Source organism: Streptomyces sp. DSM 40750 (genome assembly GCF_024612035.1).
Classification (GTDB): Bacteria; Actinomycetota; Actinomycetes; order Streptomycetales; family Streptomycetaceae; genus Streptomyces.
The window spans coordinates 8,361,380-8,381,565 of sequence record NZ_CP102513.1; the positions used below are offsets into that span (position 1 = coordinate 8,361,380).

Sequence of the window (20,186 nt, forward strand, 5' to 3'; positions counted from 1 at the left end):
CGGTGGGCAGTTCCCCGTTTCCCGCATCCTCTTCCAGGACTCGATCGAATTCCCGGTGATGCGGACCTATGTCGGACAGGGGTACGTGCATTGCGTGAAACGTGTCGGTCCGGCATCGAAGGCGGCGCGGATTCGCGGTGATGCCTCGCGGTCGTCCGTAAGCGACGCTGTACGAGAAGGAATTGCAACCCCGCCCTTGGCCAGTGTCCTACGTGGTGAGGGGGACGAGTCGCTTGTAGCAGCGGAGGGCGGCGGCGAGGCCGAGAAAGGCCAGGTAGTGGCGAGGATTGCGTTCACAGCCAGGGCTCAAGCGCCGGTAGCCGGACAGCCAGGACATCGCCCGCTCAATGACCCGACGCATCTCGGAGTCGATGAGCCCGGCGTCGTCGAACCGCTGCCGACGGATCTCTGCGCAGGACACTAGAGCAGCGAGCCGGCCACCGCCTCGGCGAAGGCGCGCACCCGGGCGTTCTCGCGGTCGCGGCGCCAGACGAGGCCGAGTTGGGAGTCGGGGAGGCCGGTCACCGGGACGTATGCCACGTCCCGGCGGTGGTGGTACTCGGTGGTGGGGTGGCACAGCAGCATCGCGCCCCGGTTGGCCGCCACCAGCGACAGCCCTTCCTGGAGGGTGCCGACCGCGGGCCCCTGAGGCACCCGGGTGCCGGACGGGGTGCTGGTGGGCGCCTGTACCTCGCGCCAATAGTCCGGCGCCGGGGCGGCGACGCCGACGAGCGGTGTCGTGGCCAGGTCCTCGGCGTCCAGGGTGGTCCGGGTGGCGAAGGGATGCCGGCGGGAGACCGCCAGATACTGCTGCTGGCGGGAGAAGACCGGCCCGAGAGCGAGCGTCGGCTCCTCGACGGGCAGCAACACCGCCGCGGTGTCCACCTCGTCGCGGTGCAGCGGCCCGAAGGGGTCGGAGAGCGGCAGTTCGGTGATCCGGGTCTCGCAGCCGGGGTACCGGTCCTCGAACTCCCCCACCACGGCCATGAATCCGTACGCCGCGGTGCCTTGGAACCCGATCCGAAGCGGCCCGCTGACTCCGAGAGCCGCCGCTCGGGCCTTGTCGACGGTGTCGCGCAGCGCGGCGTAGGCGGGACGGAGGGCGGTGACGAAGTCCTCGCCGAGCGGGGTGAGCCGCACCCGCCGACTGGTACGGTCCACCAGACGAGCTCCGATGCGCTGCTCCAGGGAGCGGATCAGCTGGCTGATCCGGCCCTGGGACACGTACAGCCGTTCGCCGGTCCGTCCGAAGTGCAGTTCTTCGGAGAGGACCAGAAAGCACTCCAGCTCACGGATCTCCACTGTGCTCGCCGGTGTGTACTCCCCGCCGGTGGCCCCCGGTCCCGTGCCCGCCATGGTGGTGCCCCTCCGCCTAGCGCGCGTTCCGCTTGCGGTTCGCGCGTCGTCCACGCCGTCGTTCGATTAGCTCACCTCATGGAAGCATGAGAACTTCGCGCTTGTTCCGCTGCCCGCACGGCAGTTGGCTGAAGTCATGGCAAAAGTTGACGACCTGTCCGTAGACGCGCCCGCGCCGGGGAGATCCCGGAGCGGCGGATGGCCCGCGGTGGTGGCCGTGGCGGCCGGTACCTTCACCGTGGTCACGTCCGAAATGCTGCCGGTGGGTCTGCTCACACCCATCAGCGGTTCGCTGGACGTGAGCGAGGGCACGGCAGGGCTGACGCTCACCGTCACCGGTCTGGTCGGCGCGTTCTCCGCGCCTCTGATCACCGCGGCGGTGGGCCGGATCGACCGACGCGTGGTCCTCTGTTCCCTGATGGTGCTCCTGGCGGCGGCCAATCTGCTGACCGCCTGGTCACCGAACTTCACGGTCATGATGATCGCCCGCGTGCTGGTCGGCATCGGAATGGGCGGAGTCTGGGCGCTCGCCGGCGGTCTGGGGGCGCGGCTGGTCCCGGCCAAGTCCATAGGACCGGCGACCTCCATGATCTTCAGCGGAATCGCCATCGCTTCGGTGGTGGGCGTGCCCGCCGGCGCGTACATCGGTGAACTGGCGGGCTGGCGCGAGGCGTTCCTCGCCATCGGCGGCCTGTCGCTGCTCGTGACCGTGGCCATGGCCGTGTTGCTGCCGCCGCTGCCCGCAGAGGAGGCGGTCGCGTTGGGCGGTGTGATGCGGCTGTTCGGCAACACCCGGGTGGCCACCGGGCTCGTAGTGGTGGCCCTGCTGGTCACCGGCCACTTCGCCGCGTACACCTATGTGCGACCGATCCTGGAGGAGGTCTCGGGCGTCGGGGCGTCGATGATCGGCACCCTGCTGCTGGTCTACGGAATCGCCGGCATCACGGGCAACTTCGTGGTCGGAGCCCGGGTGGGCCGGTCGGTGCGCGGCACCCTGCTGGTGATCAGCGTCGCGCTGGCCGCCTCCGTACTGCTGGTGCCGTTGATCGGACTGTCCCTGGCCGGTGCGGCGATCCTGCTGGTGGTGTGGGGCCTGGCCTACGGCGGTGTGTCGGTGAGTACCCAGACCTGGCTGGCCCTTGCCGCCCCGAAGGCCCGGGAGGGTGTGACCTCCCTGTTCGTGGGCGCGTTCAACGGGGCCATCGCCCTGGGTGCCTTCGCGGGCGGCCGGATGGCGGACGGCTTCGGCATCCGGTCGGTGCTGTGGCTGGGCGGCGCGCTGGCGCTGGGCGCCCTCATGGTGACCGCGTTCGGGCGCGTGCCCGCGGCGGACGCCGCCGGATCCGAGTCCGCGGACTGAACGACCGGGCCGGCCCCGTGGGCCTGTCGGCTCACCCGGTCGGCCTGTCGTGACCCCCGCGGCCGGGCCGGCTCGACGCCGGCCGGAGCTGCCGGCCCGGTGGACCGGGCCGGCCCGGCCCGGTGGCCGTTGTCCCCCCGCCGGCCACCGGGCCACCCCAGTCGCCGAGGGTCCTTGGATCCTCGGCTCATCCCTGACGAGGTGTCACCCGCCACTCGGCGTTTCTGTCAAAGTATGGCTAGAACTGCACAGTTTATGGCCTTTCGCGACGAACTCTTGCCCTATGAACCTGTTTTCATGCGTTAATGGTTGCTGCTTGGTCCATTGAGCCGCGACCACGGGAGCCCGGGGGAGCCATGAGTACCGAAGTGAGAACATCCGGCATACCGACCGCCGCCGAAGACCGGCGGCATCCGACGGCCCTGGTGCGGGAGCTGACGCACCGGCACCGGCCGACTCTCGACAGAGCGCGGGAGACCATTCGTACCCGGGCGCACTGGTCGCCCTATCCGGAGGACACTGGCGCGTACGGCGCCGACGCGGATGCCGAAGCGCGGGCCGCCCTCGCGGCTCTGCGCGGGCAGGTCTTCGACCTCGGCCAGCCGGGCAGGGACGGCCTTGTCGGACCTGCGCCCGCCGACGGCGGTGAGCGGTCCCCGTACGGGCCCGAACTGGCCGTTTCCTATCCCCACCACGACCCCGAGGCCCTGCTTGCGGCCATGCGTCGCGCCATGCCGCGGTGGCGGGAGGCAGGGGTCACGGCCAGGGCGGCCGTGTGCGCGGAGATCCTCGCCCGCATCAACGCCCGGTCGCACGAGTTCGCCCTCGCCGCCGAGCACACCAGCGGCCACAACCCGGTCATGGCTTTCCACGCCGGAGCCGTACACGCCCAGGACCGAGGGCTGGAGGCCGTCGCCCAGGCGGTGGAAGAGCAGACGCGGCTCCCCGGCTCCTTCGTGTGGAGCAAGCCGATGCCGGGCGGCGAGCCCTTCGTCCTGGACAAGACGTTCACACTCCGGCCGCGCGGTGTGTCGTTGCTGATCGGCAACAGCGTCTTCCCCACCTGGAACGGCTACCCCGGCCTCTTCGCCTCCCTGGCGACCGGCAACCCCGTCCTGGTCAAGCCGCACCCGAACGCCGTACTGCCGCTCGCGCTGACGGTGCGGACGGCCCGGGAGGTGCTCCGTGAGGCGGGGTTCGACCCGAATCTGGTGTGCCTGGCCGCCGAACGGCCCGGCGAGGGTCTGGCCCGCCACCTCGCCGTCCACCCCGACGTACGGATCGTGGACTACGCGGGCACCACCGCCTTCGGCGACTGGCTACGCCGGAACGCCACCCAGGCACGGGTGTTCACCAGCACCTCGGCCGTCAACAGCCTGCTCGTCGAATCCACCGCCGACTACCGGGGAATGCTGGCCAATCTGGCCTTCGGGCTCGCCCTCTACAGTGGCCAGCTCTGCACCAGCCCGCAGAACCTGTTGATCCCCCGGGGCGGCATCACCACCGACGAGGGGCACAAACCCTTCGACCAAGTGGTGGCGGACCTGGGCGACGCGCTGCGGGACCTGCTCGCGGACGATCCCACCGCCGTCTCCGTCCTCGGCGCCCTGCTCTCGCCCGAGGTACGGGCACGGGTCGACAAGGCCGCGTCGGGCGCGCTCGGCAGGGTGGCCGTGACCCCGCGCGCGGTCGTCCACCCCGACTACCCGGAAGCGGTCGTGCGCACCCCCGCCGTCGTGACGCTGGACGCGGCACGCCCCGGCGACCTGGCCACCCTGTCCACCGAGTGGCTGGGCCCCGTCCACTTCGCGGTCGCCGTCGACTCGGCGGCCGAGGGCATCGCGCTGCTGGCGCGTACCGCTCGGGAGCGGGGAGCTCTCTCGGCCGGCGCCTGGACCACCTCGGCGGAGGTCGAGTCGGAGCTGGAGAGCGCCTGCGCCGAGGTCGGCGTCATGTTGTCGCTCAACCTCATGGGCCAGTGGTACATCACCCAGTCCGCCGTCTACTCCGATCTGCACGGTACGGGTATGAACCCGGCGGCCGACGCGGTGTACTGCGACGCCGCCTTCGTGACCGGCCGGTTCCACACGGTGGCAGTCCGGCGTCACCGCGCCACGAGCTGAGCCCGTCGGCGTTTCAGCGCCTGCCGGGCCCGGCAGGGCGCCCTGCCGGGCCCGCCGCAGGAATCGAACGCGCGTCCCCCCGCGCGCCAGGAGCTGACCACGGTTTCGGCGTCGACGCGCCACGGACCGGGCCAGGTGTCGGCGCCGGCGTTCCCGAGCCGGTCCGTTGCCACCGCTCCCGGAGCCCCGGACAGCGCCGTACGCCCGCCGTGTCCGCGTTCCCCTTTCGCAGCTGTCCTGACCTTTCAGGGAGTACACCCCCCTATGCTCGCGACAATCGCCCCTCCCCTCGACCCCCCGCTGCGCGGCCGTGAGCGTGAACTCGCCAGGATCGGCGGCGTCCTCGAAGCGACCCGCCGAGGTGGTTCGACCCTGGTTTTCGTCGAGGCGCCGCCGGGCTACGGCAAGACCCGCCTCCTACGCGCCAGCATGGACCTGGCCGAGCGGCTGGGCTATGCCGTGGCCGGACCGGCCGATGCCCACCACCGGGTTCAGCGCGTCGCCGGGACCGGACAGGCCGGCCCGCCTTCAGGCCGCCACGGGGTGCCGACCGCCCCACGTATCCCGGGCGAGCCGGTGCTCGTCGTGCTGGACGAGTTCCAGGACCTGGACCTGGGTGCCGGCCTCTCCGGCCCGTGGGACCTCCACCACGACCGGGTCGTCTGCCTGGCGGCGCACCGCACCGACACCGGCCAGGACCGGCGCGGCACCCTGCTGTCGGACCCGCGCCGCCGCTACGAGCGTCTCGTCCTCGGCCCGCTCGGCCATGCTGCCGCGCTGCAACTGGCGGCGGACGTGCTGGGCGCCCCGCCGGGCCCGGCGCTGGCCTGTCTCGTGGGGCGCGCGGGCGGGCACCCCCGGATGCTCACCGAACTGCTGGTCGGCATGCGGGAGGAAGGCACCATTCGCACGGGCGGCGTCGAGGCCGAACTGACCGGCGACCGGCTGCCGGACCGGGTGCCGGACCGGTTGCGCGCCCGGGTGCGCGCGACGCTCGCCCAGTACTCCCGGGAGTGCCGCCAGTTCCTGAGCGTGGCGGCCGTCCTGGGGACCGAGGTGGAGTACACCGAGTTGTCGGCCATGCTGGGCCGTCCGCTCTCGGCGCTGCTGCCGGTCATGGAGGAGGCGTGCGCCACCGGCGTGGTGCGGCACACCGCCGATCGTCTCGCCTTCCACAGCGGCCTCATGCGTCAAGCGGTCCACGACGCGGTGCCGGGCGCGCTCAAGCGGGTGCTGCACCAGGAGGCCGCCCTGCTGCGTGCGGCCCATGGTCCCCGGCCGGGCCCGCACCATCCGGCGGGAGCCCGGGGACCGGGCGGCGCAGGCACTCCTTGGCCCGGTGCGGAGGCCGGGCACGGCCCTGTGCCCTGTGACCCTCACCGCCTGGGCGCTGGGGCGCCCCTGCCCCCCACCGCCTGCCCCGCGCCCCGGGGAGGCCCGGCAGGCACGGAGATGCCCGACGGTGCATGTGGGCGGCCGGCGGCACACCCGGCCGAAGCGGCCACCCCGGCCCGGGGGCCCCGGCTCAGCCGGCAGCAACAGGGTGTGGTCCGGCTCGTATCCGAGGGCCTGACGAACCGGCAGATGGCCAGGCGGCTCGGGCTCTCCCCGCACACCGTCAACTACCACCTGCGGCGGCTGTTCAAGAGCTACGGGGTGAACTCGCGGATCGACCTGCTCAGAGCGGTCGCGGAACACCACGGGGCGCCGGCCGGCGCCCCGGCCGACGGCGTCCCGTTCGCCGCGCCCCACTGACCCCCTCACCGCCTGCACCTCCTCCACGGCCTTCGCCACCGACCCCGGCGTCTCCGTCCCCGCCACCCCTGCCGGTCGGTCCGCCGTCCGACGCACCCATGACTCACTCGTCCACTTCGGGAGAGAACAGATGAACACCCTGGTACTTCCGTCCTCCTGGCCCGCCCAGGCGCCCACCCCCGAACGGCGGACCGCCTGGCTGCGGGACGCCTTCGCGTCCGACCCCGACGACGGCAAGTCTCCCGCGCTGCGGGGCGATGTCCGCTGTGACGTGTGCATCGTCGGCGGCGGCTACACCGGTCTGTGGACCGCCCTGGAGATCCTGCGCCGGGCACCCGGCAGCGACATCGTGCTGATCGACGCCGATGTCTGCGGCGGCGGCGCCAGCGGTGCCAACGCCGGTTACCTGATGCCCATGTGGGCCCGGTTCAGCAGCCTGGTCGCCATCAGCGACCACGAGGAGGCACGCCGGCTGGGCGAGGCGTCCGAGCGCGCCGTGGACGAGATCCTGGAATTCGTCGACGAACACGGCATCGACGCCGAGTACCGGCGCGGCCCCTGGCTGTGGGCGGCCTCGTCCGAGGCTCAGCGCGGAGCCTGGAACACGACCCTGGAGGACCTGGAGCGGGCCGGTGTGGAGCCGCTGAGAGAGCTGAGTCCGGACCAGGCGCGCCGGGCCGTCGGCACCCCCTCCCACTTCGGGGCGGTGGCCGATCCCCACTGCGCCACGTTGCAGCCCGCAAGGCTGGTGCGCGGCATGCGGCGCGTGGCACTGGACCAGGGCGTACGGATTCACGAGCACACCCCGCTGACCGGGCTGCGCAGGGAGAACGGCACCACGCTCGCGGTGACCCCCCGCGCCACGGTCCGCGCCGACCGGGTGGTGCTGGCGATCAACGCCTGGGCGGGCCAGTTGGAGGAGCTGGCCGACCGGATGGTCACCGTGGCCAGTGACACGGTCCTGACGGTCCCGGTGCCGGACCGGCTCGCCGAGATCGGCTGGCAGGGCCCGACCTCGGTGTGCGACGCCCGCAAGCGGCTGAACTACTACCGCACCACCGCGGACGGCCGACTGGTGTTCGGCAAGGGCGGTGTCGGGCTGGCCCCCGGTAACTCGGGCGCGAGCACCATGTGGGGCGGCGCCCTGCGCCCCGGCGAGGTGCGGCGCCAGTTCCTGCGGCTCTTTCCCGACCTGAGGGACGTGCCGGTGGACATGATGTGGACGGCACCGGTGGAGTACGCGGTCACCTCGGTCCCGTTCGCCGGCTGGCTGCGCTCCGTGCCGGGTGTCTGCTATGCCACCGGGTACTCCGGTGACGGAGTGGGCCCCTCCCGGCTGATGGCCAAAGTGCTGGCCTCGCTCGTACTCGGCACCCGCGACGAGTGGTCCGAGTCGGCCCTCGCCCGGACCCCGGGCGGCGTCCTCCCCGGCGAGCCGATGCGGTACGCCGGCTCCCACGTGGCCCTCGCGGCGCTCCGGGCGGTGGAGAGGCGGGAGGACCGGGGGGCGTTCGTACCGGCGTCGGTCAAGAGGCTGACGTCGATCGACCCGTCCGTCTTCCGTCGCCGAGGCCGTACCGCTTCCGCCCCGGGTTCCCCCTGAACGGGGAGCGTCTCAGGGTGCGGCTACTCGTTCGAGTAGCCGCACCCGGCAAAGCACCGTGAAGCCGACGAACCGTCGCTGTGGTGTCCCCGGCATCCGGTTAGCGTGCCCGGATGACGACCTCTGAGCACAGTTCGCCCGCCCCCCTCGTCGTGGGTTCGGGGCCGGCCGTGGTCCTGGCGCACGGCGCCGGCAGCGACGTACGGGACAGCTACGGCCCCGTCCTGGACGAGCTGGCCCGGCGGCACACGGTCATCGGCCCGGACTACCCCGGCTCCGGCGACACCCCGCTGCCGGACGCCCCGCTGTCCCTGGACGCGCTCGCCGACCACGTGGTGGCGGCCGGGATCCGGGCGGGTGCGACGACCTTCGCCGTGTCGGGCTTCTCCATGGGAACGACCGTCGCCGTACGGGCGGCGGTGCGGCACCCGGACCGGGTGACCGCCCTGGTCCTGTCGTCCGGGTTCGCCCGGCCCAACGCCCGGCTGCGCATGCTCATCGACGTCTGGCGGGCGCTGGGCCGCACGGAGGACAGTCGCACGCTGGCGGCCTACCTCTCCCTGGTGGTCGGAGGCGCGAGCTGGCTGGACCAACGCACGCCGGAGGAACTGGAGGAGCAACTCGTCCTCTTCGCCGCCGGTCTGCCCCCGGGGACCGACGAGCAGCTGGCGCTCTTCGACACCATCGATGTGACGGCCGACCTGCCCGCGATCAAGGTGCCCACGCTGGTCGTCTCGCCGCTGGAGGACATCCTCACCACCCCGGCCCACTCCCGCGAGCTGGCCGACGGCATACCCGGCGCCGAACTGGCCACCCTGGACTGCGGTCACGCCATCGCCGCCGAGCGACCGGCCCAGTGGGCGGCGCTGATCACGGACTTCCTGACCCGTACCGGCACGACCGTGTCAGGTGACACGCCCGTGACGGCGAGCGTGGCCGACGCCCCGGCTGCGGCCCCGCCCGCCCGCTGACACACGCCCCCCGCCCCGTGCGGCCGACCGCGCCCACGGCTCAGTGTTCCGTGTGCACCACCGCGAACTCCGCGCCCTCCGGGTCGGCGAGGGTGGCCACAGGGCCGTGCGGGGTGTCGTGGGTGGGTTTGACGACGTGGCCGCCCAGTTCGATGACGCGGTTGGCGGCCTCGTCGGGGTCGGTGACCTCGAAGTAGGTCAGCCAGTGGGGGCCTCGGTCGCGGGGGAGGGCGTCGCCGACGCCATGGATGCCGGCGACGGGGCGGCCCTCGATGTGGAGGGTCACGTAGTCGAGGTCGGCGGAGACGACCGGCTCCTCCTCGTAGCCGAAGGCCGTCTCGTAGAACTTGGCGACGAGCGAGCTGTCGACGGTGAGGAGTTCGTCCCAGACCGGGGTGCCGGGGGCGCCCTTGATGTCCGCGCCGACGTGCTCCGCCGCCTGCCAGATGCCGAAGACGGCGCCCGCGGGATCCGACGCGATCGCCAGGCGGCCCGCCTCGCCGGCGTCCAGCGGGCCGACCCCGACGGTGCCGCCGCAGCTCCGCACGGTCTCCGCCGTCAGGTCCACGTCGTCCGAGGCGAAGTACGGCGTCCAGGCGATGGGGAGATGGCGGTCGGGCGGCAACTGGCCGATGCCCGCCACCTGACGCCCGTCGAGCAGTGCCCGCACGTACGGGCCCAGCTGCTGGGGACCGGGCTGGAACTCCCAGCCGAACAGCGCCCCGTAGAAGTCCTGGGTCGTGGCCGTCCCGTGCACCATCAGACTCACCCAGCAAGGTGTGCCCGGTGGATACGCCGTACCGTTCCGGCCGGTCGACCCCCGTGCCTCGGTCATCGTCACTCTCTCCTCGACCCCTCGGGGCGGCCGTGTCCGCCCGCCCTCCGTACGCGTGTACCGCGTCCACGCGCGATCACGCCCCGTGCCGATGCTCGCACCACCCGTAGTGCCATGGGCCCGCGCCGCACCGCCGCGCGACGCGTACCTCCGCGCGACGCGTACCTCCGCGCGACGCGTACCTCCGCGCGACGCGTACCTCCGCGAGGATGCCCGGCTCGCCGGTACCGGTCGCTTTCCGCGTCACTGCCGTGCGGTGACCATCGGTTGTACGGCATGTGCCCGGTCCCGTACACCCCGTGATCGGGGCCGCCCGGCGGGCAGAGTAGCCGGACCTGGACGACGCGGCCACCCCGTACGCGAGGATGGGGCCATGAACGCCATCATCTCCGCCGCCGACCTCGCGAGTGAGCTGGCGGGAGCACGCCCACCGGTCCTCCTGGACGTCCGCTGGCAGTTGGGCGGCCCGAACCTGCGCCCCGAATACGAGCGGGCGCACATCCCCGGGGCCGTCTTCGTCGATCTGGATTCCGAACTCGCGGGCCCGGCAGGCTCCGGCGGCCGCCACCCGCTGCCCGACCTCGATGCCTTCGGTACGGCGATGCGGGCGGCCGGGGTCTCCGCCGACCGCCCCGTGGTCGTCCACGACGGGGGGCTCAACTGGGCCGCCGCACGCGCGTGGTGGCTGCTCGGCTGGACGGGCCACCCGTCGGTACGGGTCCTGGACGGCGGTCTGGCGGCCTGGGAGGGCCCGTTGACGGCCGAGATCCCGGAGCCCGAGCCCGGCACCTTCGAGCCCGTTCCCGGCGCGCTGCCGCTGCTCGACGCGGACGGCGCCGCCGCGCTGGCCCGCGCCGGGCTGCTCCTGGACGCGCGGGCCGCCGAGCGCTATCGCGGCGACGTGGAACCCATCGACCCGGTCGGCGGCCACATCCCGGGCGCGGTGTCGGCCCCGACCACGGAGAACGTGGCCGAATCCGGCCGCTTCCGGTCCGCCGCCGAACTCGCCGACCGCTTCGAGGGACTCGGCGCGACCGCCGGCTCCGAGGTCGGCGTCTACTGCGGCTCGGGCGTCTCCGGCGCCCACCAGGTGCTGGCGCTGGCCGTCGCGGGCATCCCGGCCGCCCTGTACGTCGGCTCGTGGTCGGAGTGGTCCCGGGACGGCAGCCGCCCGGTCGTCACCGGGCCCGACCCGCAGTGACCCATCGCTGACGGCATGCCGTGGGGCCCGCGTCTGAACGACGCGGGCCCCACCGACGTATGAATAACCGATCCTGCACAGAAGAGAAACGGATCTGCTTGAACGATCAGTCCTACTCCGCATCGCTGCGGTCCCGCTACTCCTGCTTCTTGCGTCGCGTACCGAACACGATCTCGTCCCAGCTCGGCACCGCCGCGCGACGACCCGGCCGGACGCCGTCGGCCTCGGCCTGGCGGTCGGTGGCGCCGATGAGCCGGTCGCGGTGGCCGTTGACCGACCGCGGCATGAGGACGTCCGCGTAGGCGGAACCGGCCGAGGCCGCGGGGGCCGCAGACTCCTCCTCCGCCACTTCCTCGACGGCCTCCTCCTGCGGTTCGGCGGAGGGCAGTTCGGGCACCACCAGGTCGCCCCGGTAGCTGGGAACGGCCTCCAGGATGCTCGTGAGCGAGTCACGCTCGCCGACGATCTCCTCGTCGAGGTCGGGCGGAGCGGGCAGGACGGGACGTTCCGCCTGGCGGTCCAGGGGCCGGTCACGGGGCAGCCGCGCGATCCTCGGCACGAACGGGAAGCTCGGCTCGGGCGCCCCGAGGTCGTCGGACTCGCCGATCAGCGAACGCGCCTCGTCGTCGACGGCCTGGACGAGCCGCCGGGGCGGGTCGTACGTCCAGCTCGCCGAGTGCGGTTCGCCCGCGACCAGGTAGACCAGCAGGACCTCCCAGGTGCCGTCGTCGCGGCGCCACGAGTCCCACTGGACGGTGTCCTTCTCGGCGCCGCGCAGCAGCAGTCGCTCCTGGACGGCCTCGCCGAGCTGGGGTCCGGCGTTCTCGCCGGGGCGGCGGACCGGGGTCTTGCGGGCCCGCTCGGCCATGAAGGCACGCTCGGCCAGTACGGGGCCCTCGAACCGGCGTACCCGGTCGACGGGGATGCCGGCGAGCTGCGCGACCTCCTCGGCCGTGGCACCCGCACGTATACGCGCCTGGATGTCACGGGGGCGGAGATGGCTCTCCACCTCGATCTCGATCTGACCGAGGCGGGGACGGTCGCCGCGCACGGCGGCACGCAGCCGTTCGTCGATCGGCAGCGTGTACTCCGTGGAATCGGCAGCCTTCAGCACCAGCCGTGTGCCGTCATTGGAGACGGCCACGACACGCAGTTCGGGCATGGGGACCTCCCGGGTGGTGCCTGCCGACGTCACGTGCGTCGCTGCTTCCGCTAGTCGAGTGTGGCCTGCCCGGGTGCAGCCTGCCACAACCTTGCCGAGTTGCCCGGCGTGTCGGGCGTGAGCCCGAGGCCGCCGTTATGGCACGGTTACCTATTCGCAACGCTAAGTGACGAACCTCATCACCCTGTGCAACGATCCCCCTCCCTGCGGTCCTCAAGGGCCCCGGACACCCTGGCGAGGGTCCGGACCCAGGGCTCGCAACAGTACTCCATTCGGGCCACTTGCGTGGATCGGCACGCCGCTCAACTTCTCATGAGAGACGCCAATCGGCCGCCGGAACAGACCTTTTCGTGACCTCCGGAGGGACCTGCTTCACGCGATCACCAGAACCACCCGACCGGCTAGGCCCCGAGCACCCGGCGCAAGTAGTCGTTCTGGAACCGCCGTTCGGGGTCGAGCCGGTCACGCAGGGCGGTGAACTCGCTGAAGCGGGGATAGACCTTGGAGAAGTAGTCCATGTCCCGCGTGTGCACCTTGCCCCAGTGCGGCCGCCCCTCGTGCGCGGTGAAGATCCGCTCGGCGGCGGTGAAGTACGCCTGATAGGGCGTGCCCTTGAACATGTGCACGGCGACGTACGCGCTCTCACGGCCGGAGGCGGTGGAGAGAGTGATGTCGTCGGCCGGGGCGGTGCGGACCTCGACGGGGAAGCTGACGCGCAGGTTCGAACGGTCGACCATCGCCTTGAGTTCACGCAGCGTGTCCACCACGGCCTCGCGCGGAACGGCGAACTCCATCTCCACGAAGCGCACTCGGCGCGGAGACGTGAAGACCTTGTAGGGGATGTCGGTGTACGTCCGCGCGGACAGGGCCCGGCTGGAGATCTGCGCGATCGTCGGGATGGTGGCGGGGACCGCCTGGCCGACCCAGTTGGCCACCTGGAAGACGCCGTTGGAGAGGAACTCGTCCTCGAACCAGCTGTTCAGCTGCGGCACGGGCTTCTCGGGGCCCGCGCTGCGGTTGTTGCGCTTGGTGTTGGTGTTGCCCGTGTGCGGGAACCAGTAGAACTCGAAGTGCTCGTTCTCCGCGTGGAGTTCGTCGAACTCGGCCAGCACCCTCTCGAACGGCATCGGTTCCTCGCGTGCCGTCAGCAGGAAGAGCGGCTCCACGGCGAAGGTGATCGCGGTGACGATGCCGAGGGCACCGATACCGACGCGGGCGGCCGCGAAGACGGCGCGTTCTTCATCGGTCCCCGTCGCTGAACAGGTGAGGACCGAGCCGTCGGCGGTGACCAGTTCGAGTCCCCGGATCTGGGTGGCGAGCGAGGCCGAGTCGCGGCCGGTGCCGTGGGTACCGGTGCTGGTCGCCCCGGAGACCGTCTGCTCCATGATGTCGCCCATGTTCGTGAGCGACAGTCCCTCGCGTGCGAGAGCCATGTTGAGCCGCTTGAGCGGAGTGCCGGCGGCCACCGTGACGGTCATGGCCTCACGATCAATCTTGCGTATGCCCGTCAACAGTTGAGGGCGGATCAACACGCCGTCGGTCGCGGCGGCCGCCGTGAAGGAGTGGCCCGTACCGACGGCCTTCACCCTGAGGTCGTCCTCTGCGGCCTTCCGCACGGCCGCGGCGAGTTCCTCGACGGTGACGGGGGTGACCTCCCGTACGGGCCGGGCGGTGACGTTCCCCGCCCAGTTACGCCACGTGCCGCTCTTCCCGATCACTGTGGTGCTCATGGGGCCCTCCCCGCCTTGGAGCCGGCCTGCGCAGCCGGCGATACCCGAGGAAACCGACCGCGACCGCGGCGGCCCCGGACGCCGCCGGAACCACGTACCCCGCCTCCGCCCCGGCCGCGTCGATCACCCAGCCGGACACCGAGGAGCCGAGCGCGACCCCGACCGCGAGGCCGGTGCCCACCCAGGTCATGCCCTCGGTCAGTTGCGCGCGTGGTACGTGCTCCTCGATCAAGGCCATCGTCGTGATCATCGTCGGTGCGATGGACAGGCCGGCGACGAAGAGCGCCACGGCCAGAAACGGCAAGTTTCCGACCAGTAGGAGGGGGATCATACTCACGGCCATGGCGCACACGCCCAGCAGCCAGCGAAGCTCGGCGGCACCGGTGAAGCGCAGCAGCCCGAAGACGATGCCCGCGGCACAGGAACCGGCCGCGTAGACGGCCAGGACGACGCTCGCTGCGGCCTTGTGGCCCTGCTCCTCGGCGAAGGCCACGGTGACCACGTCGACGGCCCCGAAGATCGCCCCGGTCGCCACGAAGGTGGCCACCAGCACCCGCAGTCCGGGTGAGCGCAGCGCCGAGTGGGCCTTGTCCTGGTGCTCGCGCGGATGCGGTGCCGGTTCGGTGGCGCGCTGGGCGGTCAGCCAGAAGACGCCGGCCGCGAGGAAGCAGGCGGCGAGCAGCGGCCCGGCCTCCGGGAACCATGCCGTGGACAGCCCGATGGAGATGATCGGCCCGAAGATGAAGCAGACCTCGTCGACGACCGACTCGAAGGAGTACGCGGTGTGCAGTTGCGGGGTGCCCCGGTACAGGGCCGCCCAGCGTGCCCGGGTCATCGCCCCGAGGCTCGGCACGCTGCCGATGCCGGCCGAGCAGACGTACAGGACCCAGTCCGGCCACCCGTAGTGCGCGGCGAACAGCAGCCCCGCGGACGCGGCCAGCGCGAAGAGCGTCGCCGGGCGCAGCACCCGCCGCTGCCCGTACTGGTCCACCAGGCGGGAGATCTGCGGGCCGAGCACGGCGGCGGACAACGCGATGGTCGCCGAGAGCGCGCCGGCCAGGCCGTACCGGCCGGTGAGCTGGGAGATCATCGTGACCACGCCGATGCCCATCATGGACAGCGGCATCCGGCCGAGGAGACCCGCGGCGGTGAAGCCCTTGGTGCCAGGTGCGGCGAACAGGGCGGTGTAGGGGCTGGGCACGGGGGCTCCGGTCGGTCCGGTCAGTGGAGGAACGCGTTCCTCGTAAGGCGTGAATTCCGTCGATACAGCTTACGAGTGAGGTAACCCTAAGTCATCCTGGGGCATGGGCCGGGACCCCGGCTGCCGGCGCCGGGTGGCAGGATCGGAGACATGCCACACGCGCACGACGCCACCCCCTACGACGCCCTGCTCCTGCTCTCGTTCGGCGGCCCGGAGGGCCCGGACGACGTGGTCCCGTTCCTGGAGAACGTGACGCGGGGGCGCGGCATCCCCAAGGAACGCCTCAAGGAAGTAGGCCGGCACTACTTCCTGTTCGGCGGGGTCAGCCCCATCAACGACCAGAACCGCGCCCTGCTCGACGCCCTCCGCAAGGACTTCGCCGAGCACGGCCTGGACCTGCCGGTCTACTGGGGCAACCGCAACTGGGCGCCCTATCTGACCGACACCCTGCGCGAGATGGTCGCCGACGGCCGCCGCCGCATCCTGGTCCTCGCCACCAGCGCGTACGCCTCCTACTCGGGCTGCCGCCAGTACCGCGAGAACCTCGCCGACTCGCTCGCCGTCCTGGAGGCCGAGGGCCTGGAGCTGCCGGGGATCGACAAGATCCGGCACTACTTCAACCACCCGGGCTTCCTGGAGCCCATGATCGACGGCGTCGTGGAATCCCTCGCCGACCTCCCCGAGGACGCCCGCGCCGGCGCGCACATCGCCTTCTGCACGCACTCCGTCCCGACCGCCTCCGCGGACACCTCCGGCCCGGTCGAGGGCCACGGGGACGGCGGCGCGTACGTCGCGGAGCACCTGGACGTCGCGAAGCTCATCGCCGACGCCGTGCGCGAGCGGACCGGCGTCGAGCACCCCTGGCAGCTCGTCTACCAGTCCCGCTCCGGCGCCCCGCACATCCCGTGGCTGGAGCCGGACATCTGCGACCACCTGGAGGAGCTGCACGGCTCCGGGGTCCCGGCCGTCGTGATGGCGCCCATCGGGTTCGTCTCGGACCACATGGAGGTCCTGTACGACCTCGACACCGAGGCCATGGCCAAGGGCGAGGAGCTGGGCCTGCCGGTCCGCCGCTCGGCCACCGTGGGCGCCGACCCGCGGTTCGCCGCCGCGATCCGCGACCTGGTCCTGGAGCGCGCCGCGACCGAGCGGGGTCAGGACGCGACCCCCTGCGCCCTCGGCGCGCTCGGTGCCGGCCACAACCTTTGCCCGGTCGGCTGCTGCCCGGCCCGTGCCCCGCAGCCCGCCGCCGCCGGCGCCGACAGCCCGTACGTGTGAGGAGCACCGTGACCGACCAGCCCGAACGTCCGGACGGCCTGAAGGCCGAACTGCTGGAGATCGCCCTGGACGCCGCCCAGCGCGCGGGAGCCTTCCTGCGCGACGGTCGGCCCGACGACCTCGGCGTGGCCGCCACCAAGTCCAGCGCGGTCGATGTCGTCACCGAGATGGACATCGCCTCCGAGAAGCTGATCACCGGCCTGCTGGCCGAGCGCAGGCCGCACGACGGCGTGCTCGGTGAGGAGGGCGCCAGCGTCGACGGCACCAGCGGCGTCCAGTGGGTGATCGACCCCCTCGACGGCACTGTCAACTACCTGTACGGACTGCCGAGTTGGGCCGTCTCCATCGCGGTCCGGGTGGACGGCGAGACCGTCGTCGGCGTGGTCCACGCCCCGGTGCGCGGCGAGACCTTCCGGGCCGTCCTCGGCGAGGGCGCGTACCTGAACGACCGCTCCGCGCGCGTGCGGCCCGCGCCCGCCCCGGAGCTGGCCCTCGTCGGCACCGGCTTCGGCTACCTCGCCGAGCGCCGGGCCAGGCAGGCCGATGTGCTGCGCCAGCTGATCCCCCACGTCCGGGACATCCGGCGCGGCGGCTCGGCCGCGATCGACCTGTGCGACGTGGCCGTGGGCCGCCTGGACGCGTACTACGAGCGCGGTCTGAACGCGTGGGACTACGCGGCGGGCGACCTCATCGCCCGGGAAGCGGGCGCCCTGACCGGTGGCCGCCCCTCAGAGCCCCTCTCACCCGACCTGACCATCGCGGCCCCACCCGGCCTCTTCGAGGTCCTCCAGGCCCGCCTGGAGGACCTGGGCGCCTGGCACGACTGACGGGCCCGCCGAAGGCGGCCGAAAACGAAGCGGGACCCCCGGCCTGGATCCGCCGGGGGTCCCGCTGTCGTGCGTCGAGCTGTCGATCAGACGCTGTACGCGCCGACCTCCACACCGTGATCGGCGGCGAGGCGGCGCAGGTCGTCGAGTTCGCCCTGTTCCACCTCGACGAGGAAGTCGTCGCCCTCGTCGCGAGCCCTGGTCAGGTCGGACTCGGTCGCCCTTATGCGCTGCAGAAGTCCTGCGGTGAATGCGTCCATGCTGCGCCCCCTCGTCCTGGGTCGTGGGTCGTTGGCACGGGGGTGTGCCGTTCGGAAGGGGCGATCACGTCTCTTGTGGATGCCCAGCGCTGCCCTGGCCGGGCGGCGACGGTGCCGGACACCCACGCCCGCTCTGCGGAGAAGCGGATCGCCGCGTACCGCATGGTGGTGCGGCACAAGCAGAGCGTGATCGCGGGGTGTAAAGCCGTCCTCCCCCCGGTCTCTCTGACGGAAACCTCAACCGGAGGAAAAAATCCCGTATTCCCGGCCGAGGTCCCGCACTCGGCCGGGCCCCGGGTCGCCTTACAGCCGACTTACGGCCGAAAAAGGCAGGATGGAGGTCACACACCCACGAACACCCTGCCCGTGTGCGCTTCCGACGCGCTACGCGGGTGGACACAGGAAGGACAAGCGACGTGCGCGTACTCGTCGTCGAGGACGAGCAACTGCTCGCCGATGCGGTGGCCACCGGACTGCGCCGGGAGGCCATGGCCGTCGACGTCGTGTACGACGGTGCGGCCGCCCTGGAACGCATCGGCGTCAACGACTACGACGTGGTCGTCCTCGACCGGGACCTCCCCCTCGTCCACGGCGACGACGTCTGCCGCAAGCTCGTCGAGCTCGGCCTGCCCACGCGCGTGCTGATGCTCACCGCGTCCGGCGACGTCAGCGACCGCGTCGAGGGCCTGGAGATCGGCGCCGACGACTATCTGCCCAAGCCGTTCGCGTTCAGCGAGCTCATCGCGCGCGTACGGGCCCTCGGCCGGCGTACGAGCATGCCCCTGCCGCCCGTCCTGGAGCGCGCCGGCATCAAGCTCGACCCCAACCGCCGCGAGGTCTTCCGCGACGGCAAGGAGGTCCAGCTCGCGCCCAAGGAGTTCGCGGTCCTGGAGGTGCTGATGCGCAGCGAGGGCGCCGTCGTCTCGGCGGAGCAGCTTCTGGAGAAGGCCTGGGACGAGAACACCGACCCGTTCACCAACGTGGTGCGCGTGACGGTCATGACGCTGCGCCGCAAGCTCGGCGAACCACCGGTCATCGTCACCGTGCCCGGCTCCGGCTACCGGATCTGATCGGCCGTGGCGACGACCCCCGCGCCGCCGCTGGCGCCCCCGAAGCCCACCTGGGACCCCAGGAGGCCGCAGAATCCGCTCCCGTGGCTGCGCCCGACCATCCGGATACGGCTCACGCTGCTGTACGGCGGCATGTTCCTGATCGCCGGGATCCTGCTGCTGTCGATCATCTATCTGCTGGCCGCCCAGGCGATCACCACGGGCAACCAGCCACTGTTCAAGATCGTCGGTGGCGACAACATCAGTGTCTCCAGCGAGAAGTGCCCCGCTGTCGACGCCGACTCGGCCCTCAACATCCCGCTCACCGACTTCAACGCGGCGATCGCGGCCTGTATCGACCAGCAGCGCCAGGCCGCCCTGGACACCCTGCTCAGCCGCTCCCTGCTGGCGCTGCTCGGGCTCGCCGTGATCGCGTTCGCCTTCGGCTACGCGATGGCGGGCCGCGTGCTCGCGCCGCTCGGCCGGATCACCCGCACCGCGCGCGCGGTGGCCGGCTCGGACCTCTCCCGCCGTATCGAGCTGGACGGCCCGGACGACGAGCTGAAGGAGCTGGCGGACACCTTCGACGACATGCTGGAGCGGCTGCAGCGGGCCTTCACGGCCCAGCAGCGGTTCGTCGGCAACGCCTCGCACGAGCTGAGAACTCCGCTCGCGATCAACCGCACACTCCTGGAGGTGCATCTTTCCGATCCGAACGCGCCGGCCGAACTGCAGCAGCTCGGCAAGACGCTGCTGGCCACCAACGAGCGCAGCGAGCAGCTTGTCGAGGGTCTGCTGCTGCTCGCCCGCAGCGACAACCAGATCGTCGAGCGCAAGCCCGTGGATCTCGCCGAGGTCGCCTCCCAGGCCATCGACCAGGTGCGCTCCGAGGCGGACGCCAAGAAGGTGGAGATCCGCGGCGAGCGGGCCCCCGCGGTCGTCCAGGGCAACGGCGTGCTGCTGGAGCGGATCGCACTGAACCTCGTCCAGAACGCCGTCCGGTACAACGTGCAGGGCGTGGGAGGCTGGGTAGAAGTCACGACGGAGCTGCAGCACGGACAGGCGGTTCTCGTGGTCACGAACACCGGTCCCGTGGTCCCGGCGTACGAGATCGACAACCTTTTCGAGCCGTTCCGGCGGCTGCGTACGGAGCGCACGGGCAGCGACAAGGGCGTGGGCCTCGGCCTGTCGATCGTCCGGTCCGTGGCCCGCGCGCACGGCGGCCATATCGCCGCCCAGCCACGTGAGGGAGGCGGGCTCGTGATGCGGGTGACCCTTCCCATCTGAGAAAATGACCTCCGGTTCCGGGACGTGTTCGCTTTGCGCGGAATTTTCCGGACGCCTGATCGAAACGGTCGCGCGCGACCAATGTGTGATCGATCACATGGGCGAATTTCCAGCCATCTACTGTGCGTGATCATGTGGCTGTCGGAAAGCCGGGAAAATCCGGGTTTTCGGGGGTTGAGATCACGGGA

16 protein-coding genes and 1 pseudogene are annotated in these 20,186 nt (G+C 71.8%); 10 read left to right on the forward strand and 7 right to left on the reverse strand.

Annotation, left to right across the window (positions count from 1 at the left end; all coding sequences use genetic code 11):
- Positions 1 to 208: 208 nt before the first annotated feature.
- Positions 209 to 352: pseudogene (locus tag JIX55_RS37105) on the reverse strand (IS5/IS1182 family transposase); the annotation flags it as partial.
- 68 nt (positions 353 to 420) lie between these two features.
- Positions 421 to 1,356, reverse strand: coding sequence for a LysR family transcriptional regulator (locus JIX55_RS37110; RefSeq protein WP_257567587.1), 936 nt, complete (start codon positions 1,354 to 1,356; stop codon positions 421 to 423).
- Between the two features lie 208 nt (positions 1,357 to 1,564).
- Here JIX55_RS37110 and JIX55_RS37115 point away from each other — a divergent pair, with 208 nt between their 5' ends.
- The 5 genes from JIX55_RS37115 to JIX55_RS37135 all read left to right on the forward strand — a co-directional run bounded on the left by JIX55_RS37115 (position 1,565) and on the right by JIX55_RS37135 (position 9,168).
- A complete protein-coding gene (locus JIX55_RS37115; RefSeq protein WP_257569607.1) occupies positions 1,565 to 2,716 on the forward strand; it encodes an MFS transporter in 1,152 nt (383 codons plus the stop codon).
- Positions 2,717 to 3,072: 356 nt separating this feature from the next.
- The gene (gene paaN / locus JIX55_RS37120; RefSeq protein WP_257567588.1) at positions 3,073 to 4,839 is read left to right on the forward strand and encodes a phenylacetic acid degradation protein PaaN; all 1,767 of its coding nucleotides are present in this window, start codon (positions 3,073 to 3,075) and stop codon (positions 4,837 to 4,839) included.
- Between the two features lie 264 nt (positions 4,840 to 5,103).
- Positions 5,104 to 6,594, forward strand: a complete 1,491-nt coding sequence (locus JIX55_RS37125) for a helix-turn-helix transcriptional regulator (protein WP_257567589.1) — start codon at positions 5,104 to 5,106, stop codon at positions 6,592 to 6,594.
- Between the two features lie 130 nt (positions 6,595 to 6,724).
- Complete coding sequence (locus JIX55_RS37130; RefSeq protein WP_257567590.1) at positions 6,725 to 8,197, forward strand: NAD(P)/FAD-dependent oxidoreductase; 1,473 nt, start codon at positions 6,725 to 6,727, stop codon at positions 8,195 to 8,197.
- Positions 8,198 to 8,310: 113 nt separating this feature from the next.
- On the forward strand, positions 8,311 to 9,168 hold the full coding sequence (locus JIX55_RS37135) for an alpha/beta fold hydrolase (RefSeq protein ID WP_257567591.1): 858 nt from the start codon (positions 8,311 to 8,313) through the stop codon (positions 9,166 to 9,168).
- Positions 9,169 to 9,208: 40 nt separating this feature from the next.
- Here the strand turns inward: JIX55_RS37135 and JIX55_RS37140 are convergent, their stop codons facing one another.
- The gene (locus JIX55_RS37140) at positions 9,209 to 10,003 is read right to left on the reverse strand and encodes a VOC family protein (RefSeq protein ID WP_257567592.1); all 795 of its coding nucleotides are present in this window, start codon (positions 10,001 to 10,003) and stop codon (positions 9,209 to 9,211) included.
- Positions 10,004 to 10,376: 373 nt separating this feature from the next.
- Here JIX55_RS37140 and JIX55_RS37145 point away from each other — a divergent pair, with 373 nt between their 5' ends.
- Positions 10,377 to 11,204, forward strand: a complete 828-nt coding sequence (locus JIX55_RS37145) for a sulfurtransferase (protein ID WP_257567593.1) — start codon at positions 10,377 to 10,379, stop codon at positions 11,202 to 11,204.
- 136 nt (positions 11,205 to 11,340) lie between these two features.
- On the opposite strand, the gene sepH is transcribed toward JIX55_RS37145, so the two are convergent.
- The 3 genes from sepH to JIX55_RS37160 all read right to left on the reverse strand — a co-directional run bounded on the left by sepH (position 11,341) and on the right by JIX55_RS37160 (position 15,297).
- Positions 11,341 to 12,366: a septation protein SepH gene (sepH, locus tag JIX55_RS37150; RefSeq protein WP_257567594.1), complete on the reverse strand. Its 1,026-nt coding sequence runs from the start codon at positions 12,364 to 12,366 to the stop codon at positions 11,341 to 11,343.
- A 401-nt stretch (positions 12,367 to 12,767) separates the two neighbouring features.
- Positions 12,768 to 14,096 (reverse strand): D-arabinono-1,4-lactone oxidase, encoded by a 1,329-nt coding sequence (locus JIX55_RS37155; protein ID WP_257567595.1) that lies wholly within the window; start codon positions 14,094 to 14,096, stop codon positions 12,768 to 12,770.
- Complete coding sequence (locus JIX55_RS37160; protein ID WP_257567596.1) at positions 14,056 to 15,297, reverse strand: MFS transporter; 1,242 nt, start codon at positions 15,295 to 15,297, stop codon at positions 14,056 to 14,058. The genes JIX55_RS37155 and JIX55_RS37160 overlap by 41 nt, the downstream gene beginning before the upstream one ends.
- A 150-nt stretch (positions 15,298 to 15,447) precedes the next feature.
- Between JIX55_RS37160 and JIX55_RS37165 the strand changes: the two genes are divergently transcribed.
- The gene (locus JIX55_RS37165) at positions 15,448 to 16,575 is read left to right on the forward strand and encodes a ferrochelatase (protein WP_257567597.1); all 1,128 of its coding nucleotides are present in this window, start codon (positions 15,448 to 15,450) and stop codon (positions 16,573 to 16,575) included.
- A gap of 8 nt (positions 16,576 to 16,583) precedes the next feature.
- Positions 16,584 to 17,402 carry an inositol monophosphatase family protein gene (locus JIX55_RS37170; protein ID WP_257567598.1) on the forward strand — a complete coding sequence of 273 codons (819 nt, stop codon included), beginning with the start codon at positions 16,584 to 16,586 and terminating at the stop codon, positions 17,400 to 17,402.
- 86 nt (positions 17,403 to 17,488) lie between these two features.
- Here the strand turns inward: JIX55_RS37170 and JIX55_RS37175 are convergent, their stop codons facing one another.
- Entirely contained in the window at positions 17,489 to 17,662 is a 174-nt protein-coding gene (locus JIX55_RS37175) for a hypothetical protein (RefSeq protein ID WP_192829560.1), read from the reverse strand.
- A 416-nt stretch (positions 17,663 to 18,078) separates the two neighbouring features.
- Here JIX55_RS37175 and JIX55_RS37180 point away from each other — a divergent pair, with 416 nt between their 5' ends.
- Both JIX55_RS37180 and JIX55_RS37185 read left to right on the forward strand, forming a co-directional pair.
- The gene (locus tag JIX55_RS37180) at positions 18,079 to 18,732 is read left to right on the forward strand and encodes a response regulator transcription factor (RefSeq protein WP_045561067.1); all 654 of its coding nucleotides are present in this window, start codon (positions 18,079 to 18,081) and stop codon (positions 18,730 to 18,732) included.
- Positions 18,733 to 18,738: 6 nt separating this feature from the next.
- On the forward strand, positions 18,739 to 19,998 hold the full coding sequence (locus JIX55_RS37185; protein ID WP_257567599.1) for a sensor histidine kinase: 1,260 nt from the start codon (positions 18,739 to 18,741) through the stop codon (positions 19,996 to 19,998).
- The last annotated feature ends 188 nt before the right edge of the window (positions 19,999 to 20,186 follow it).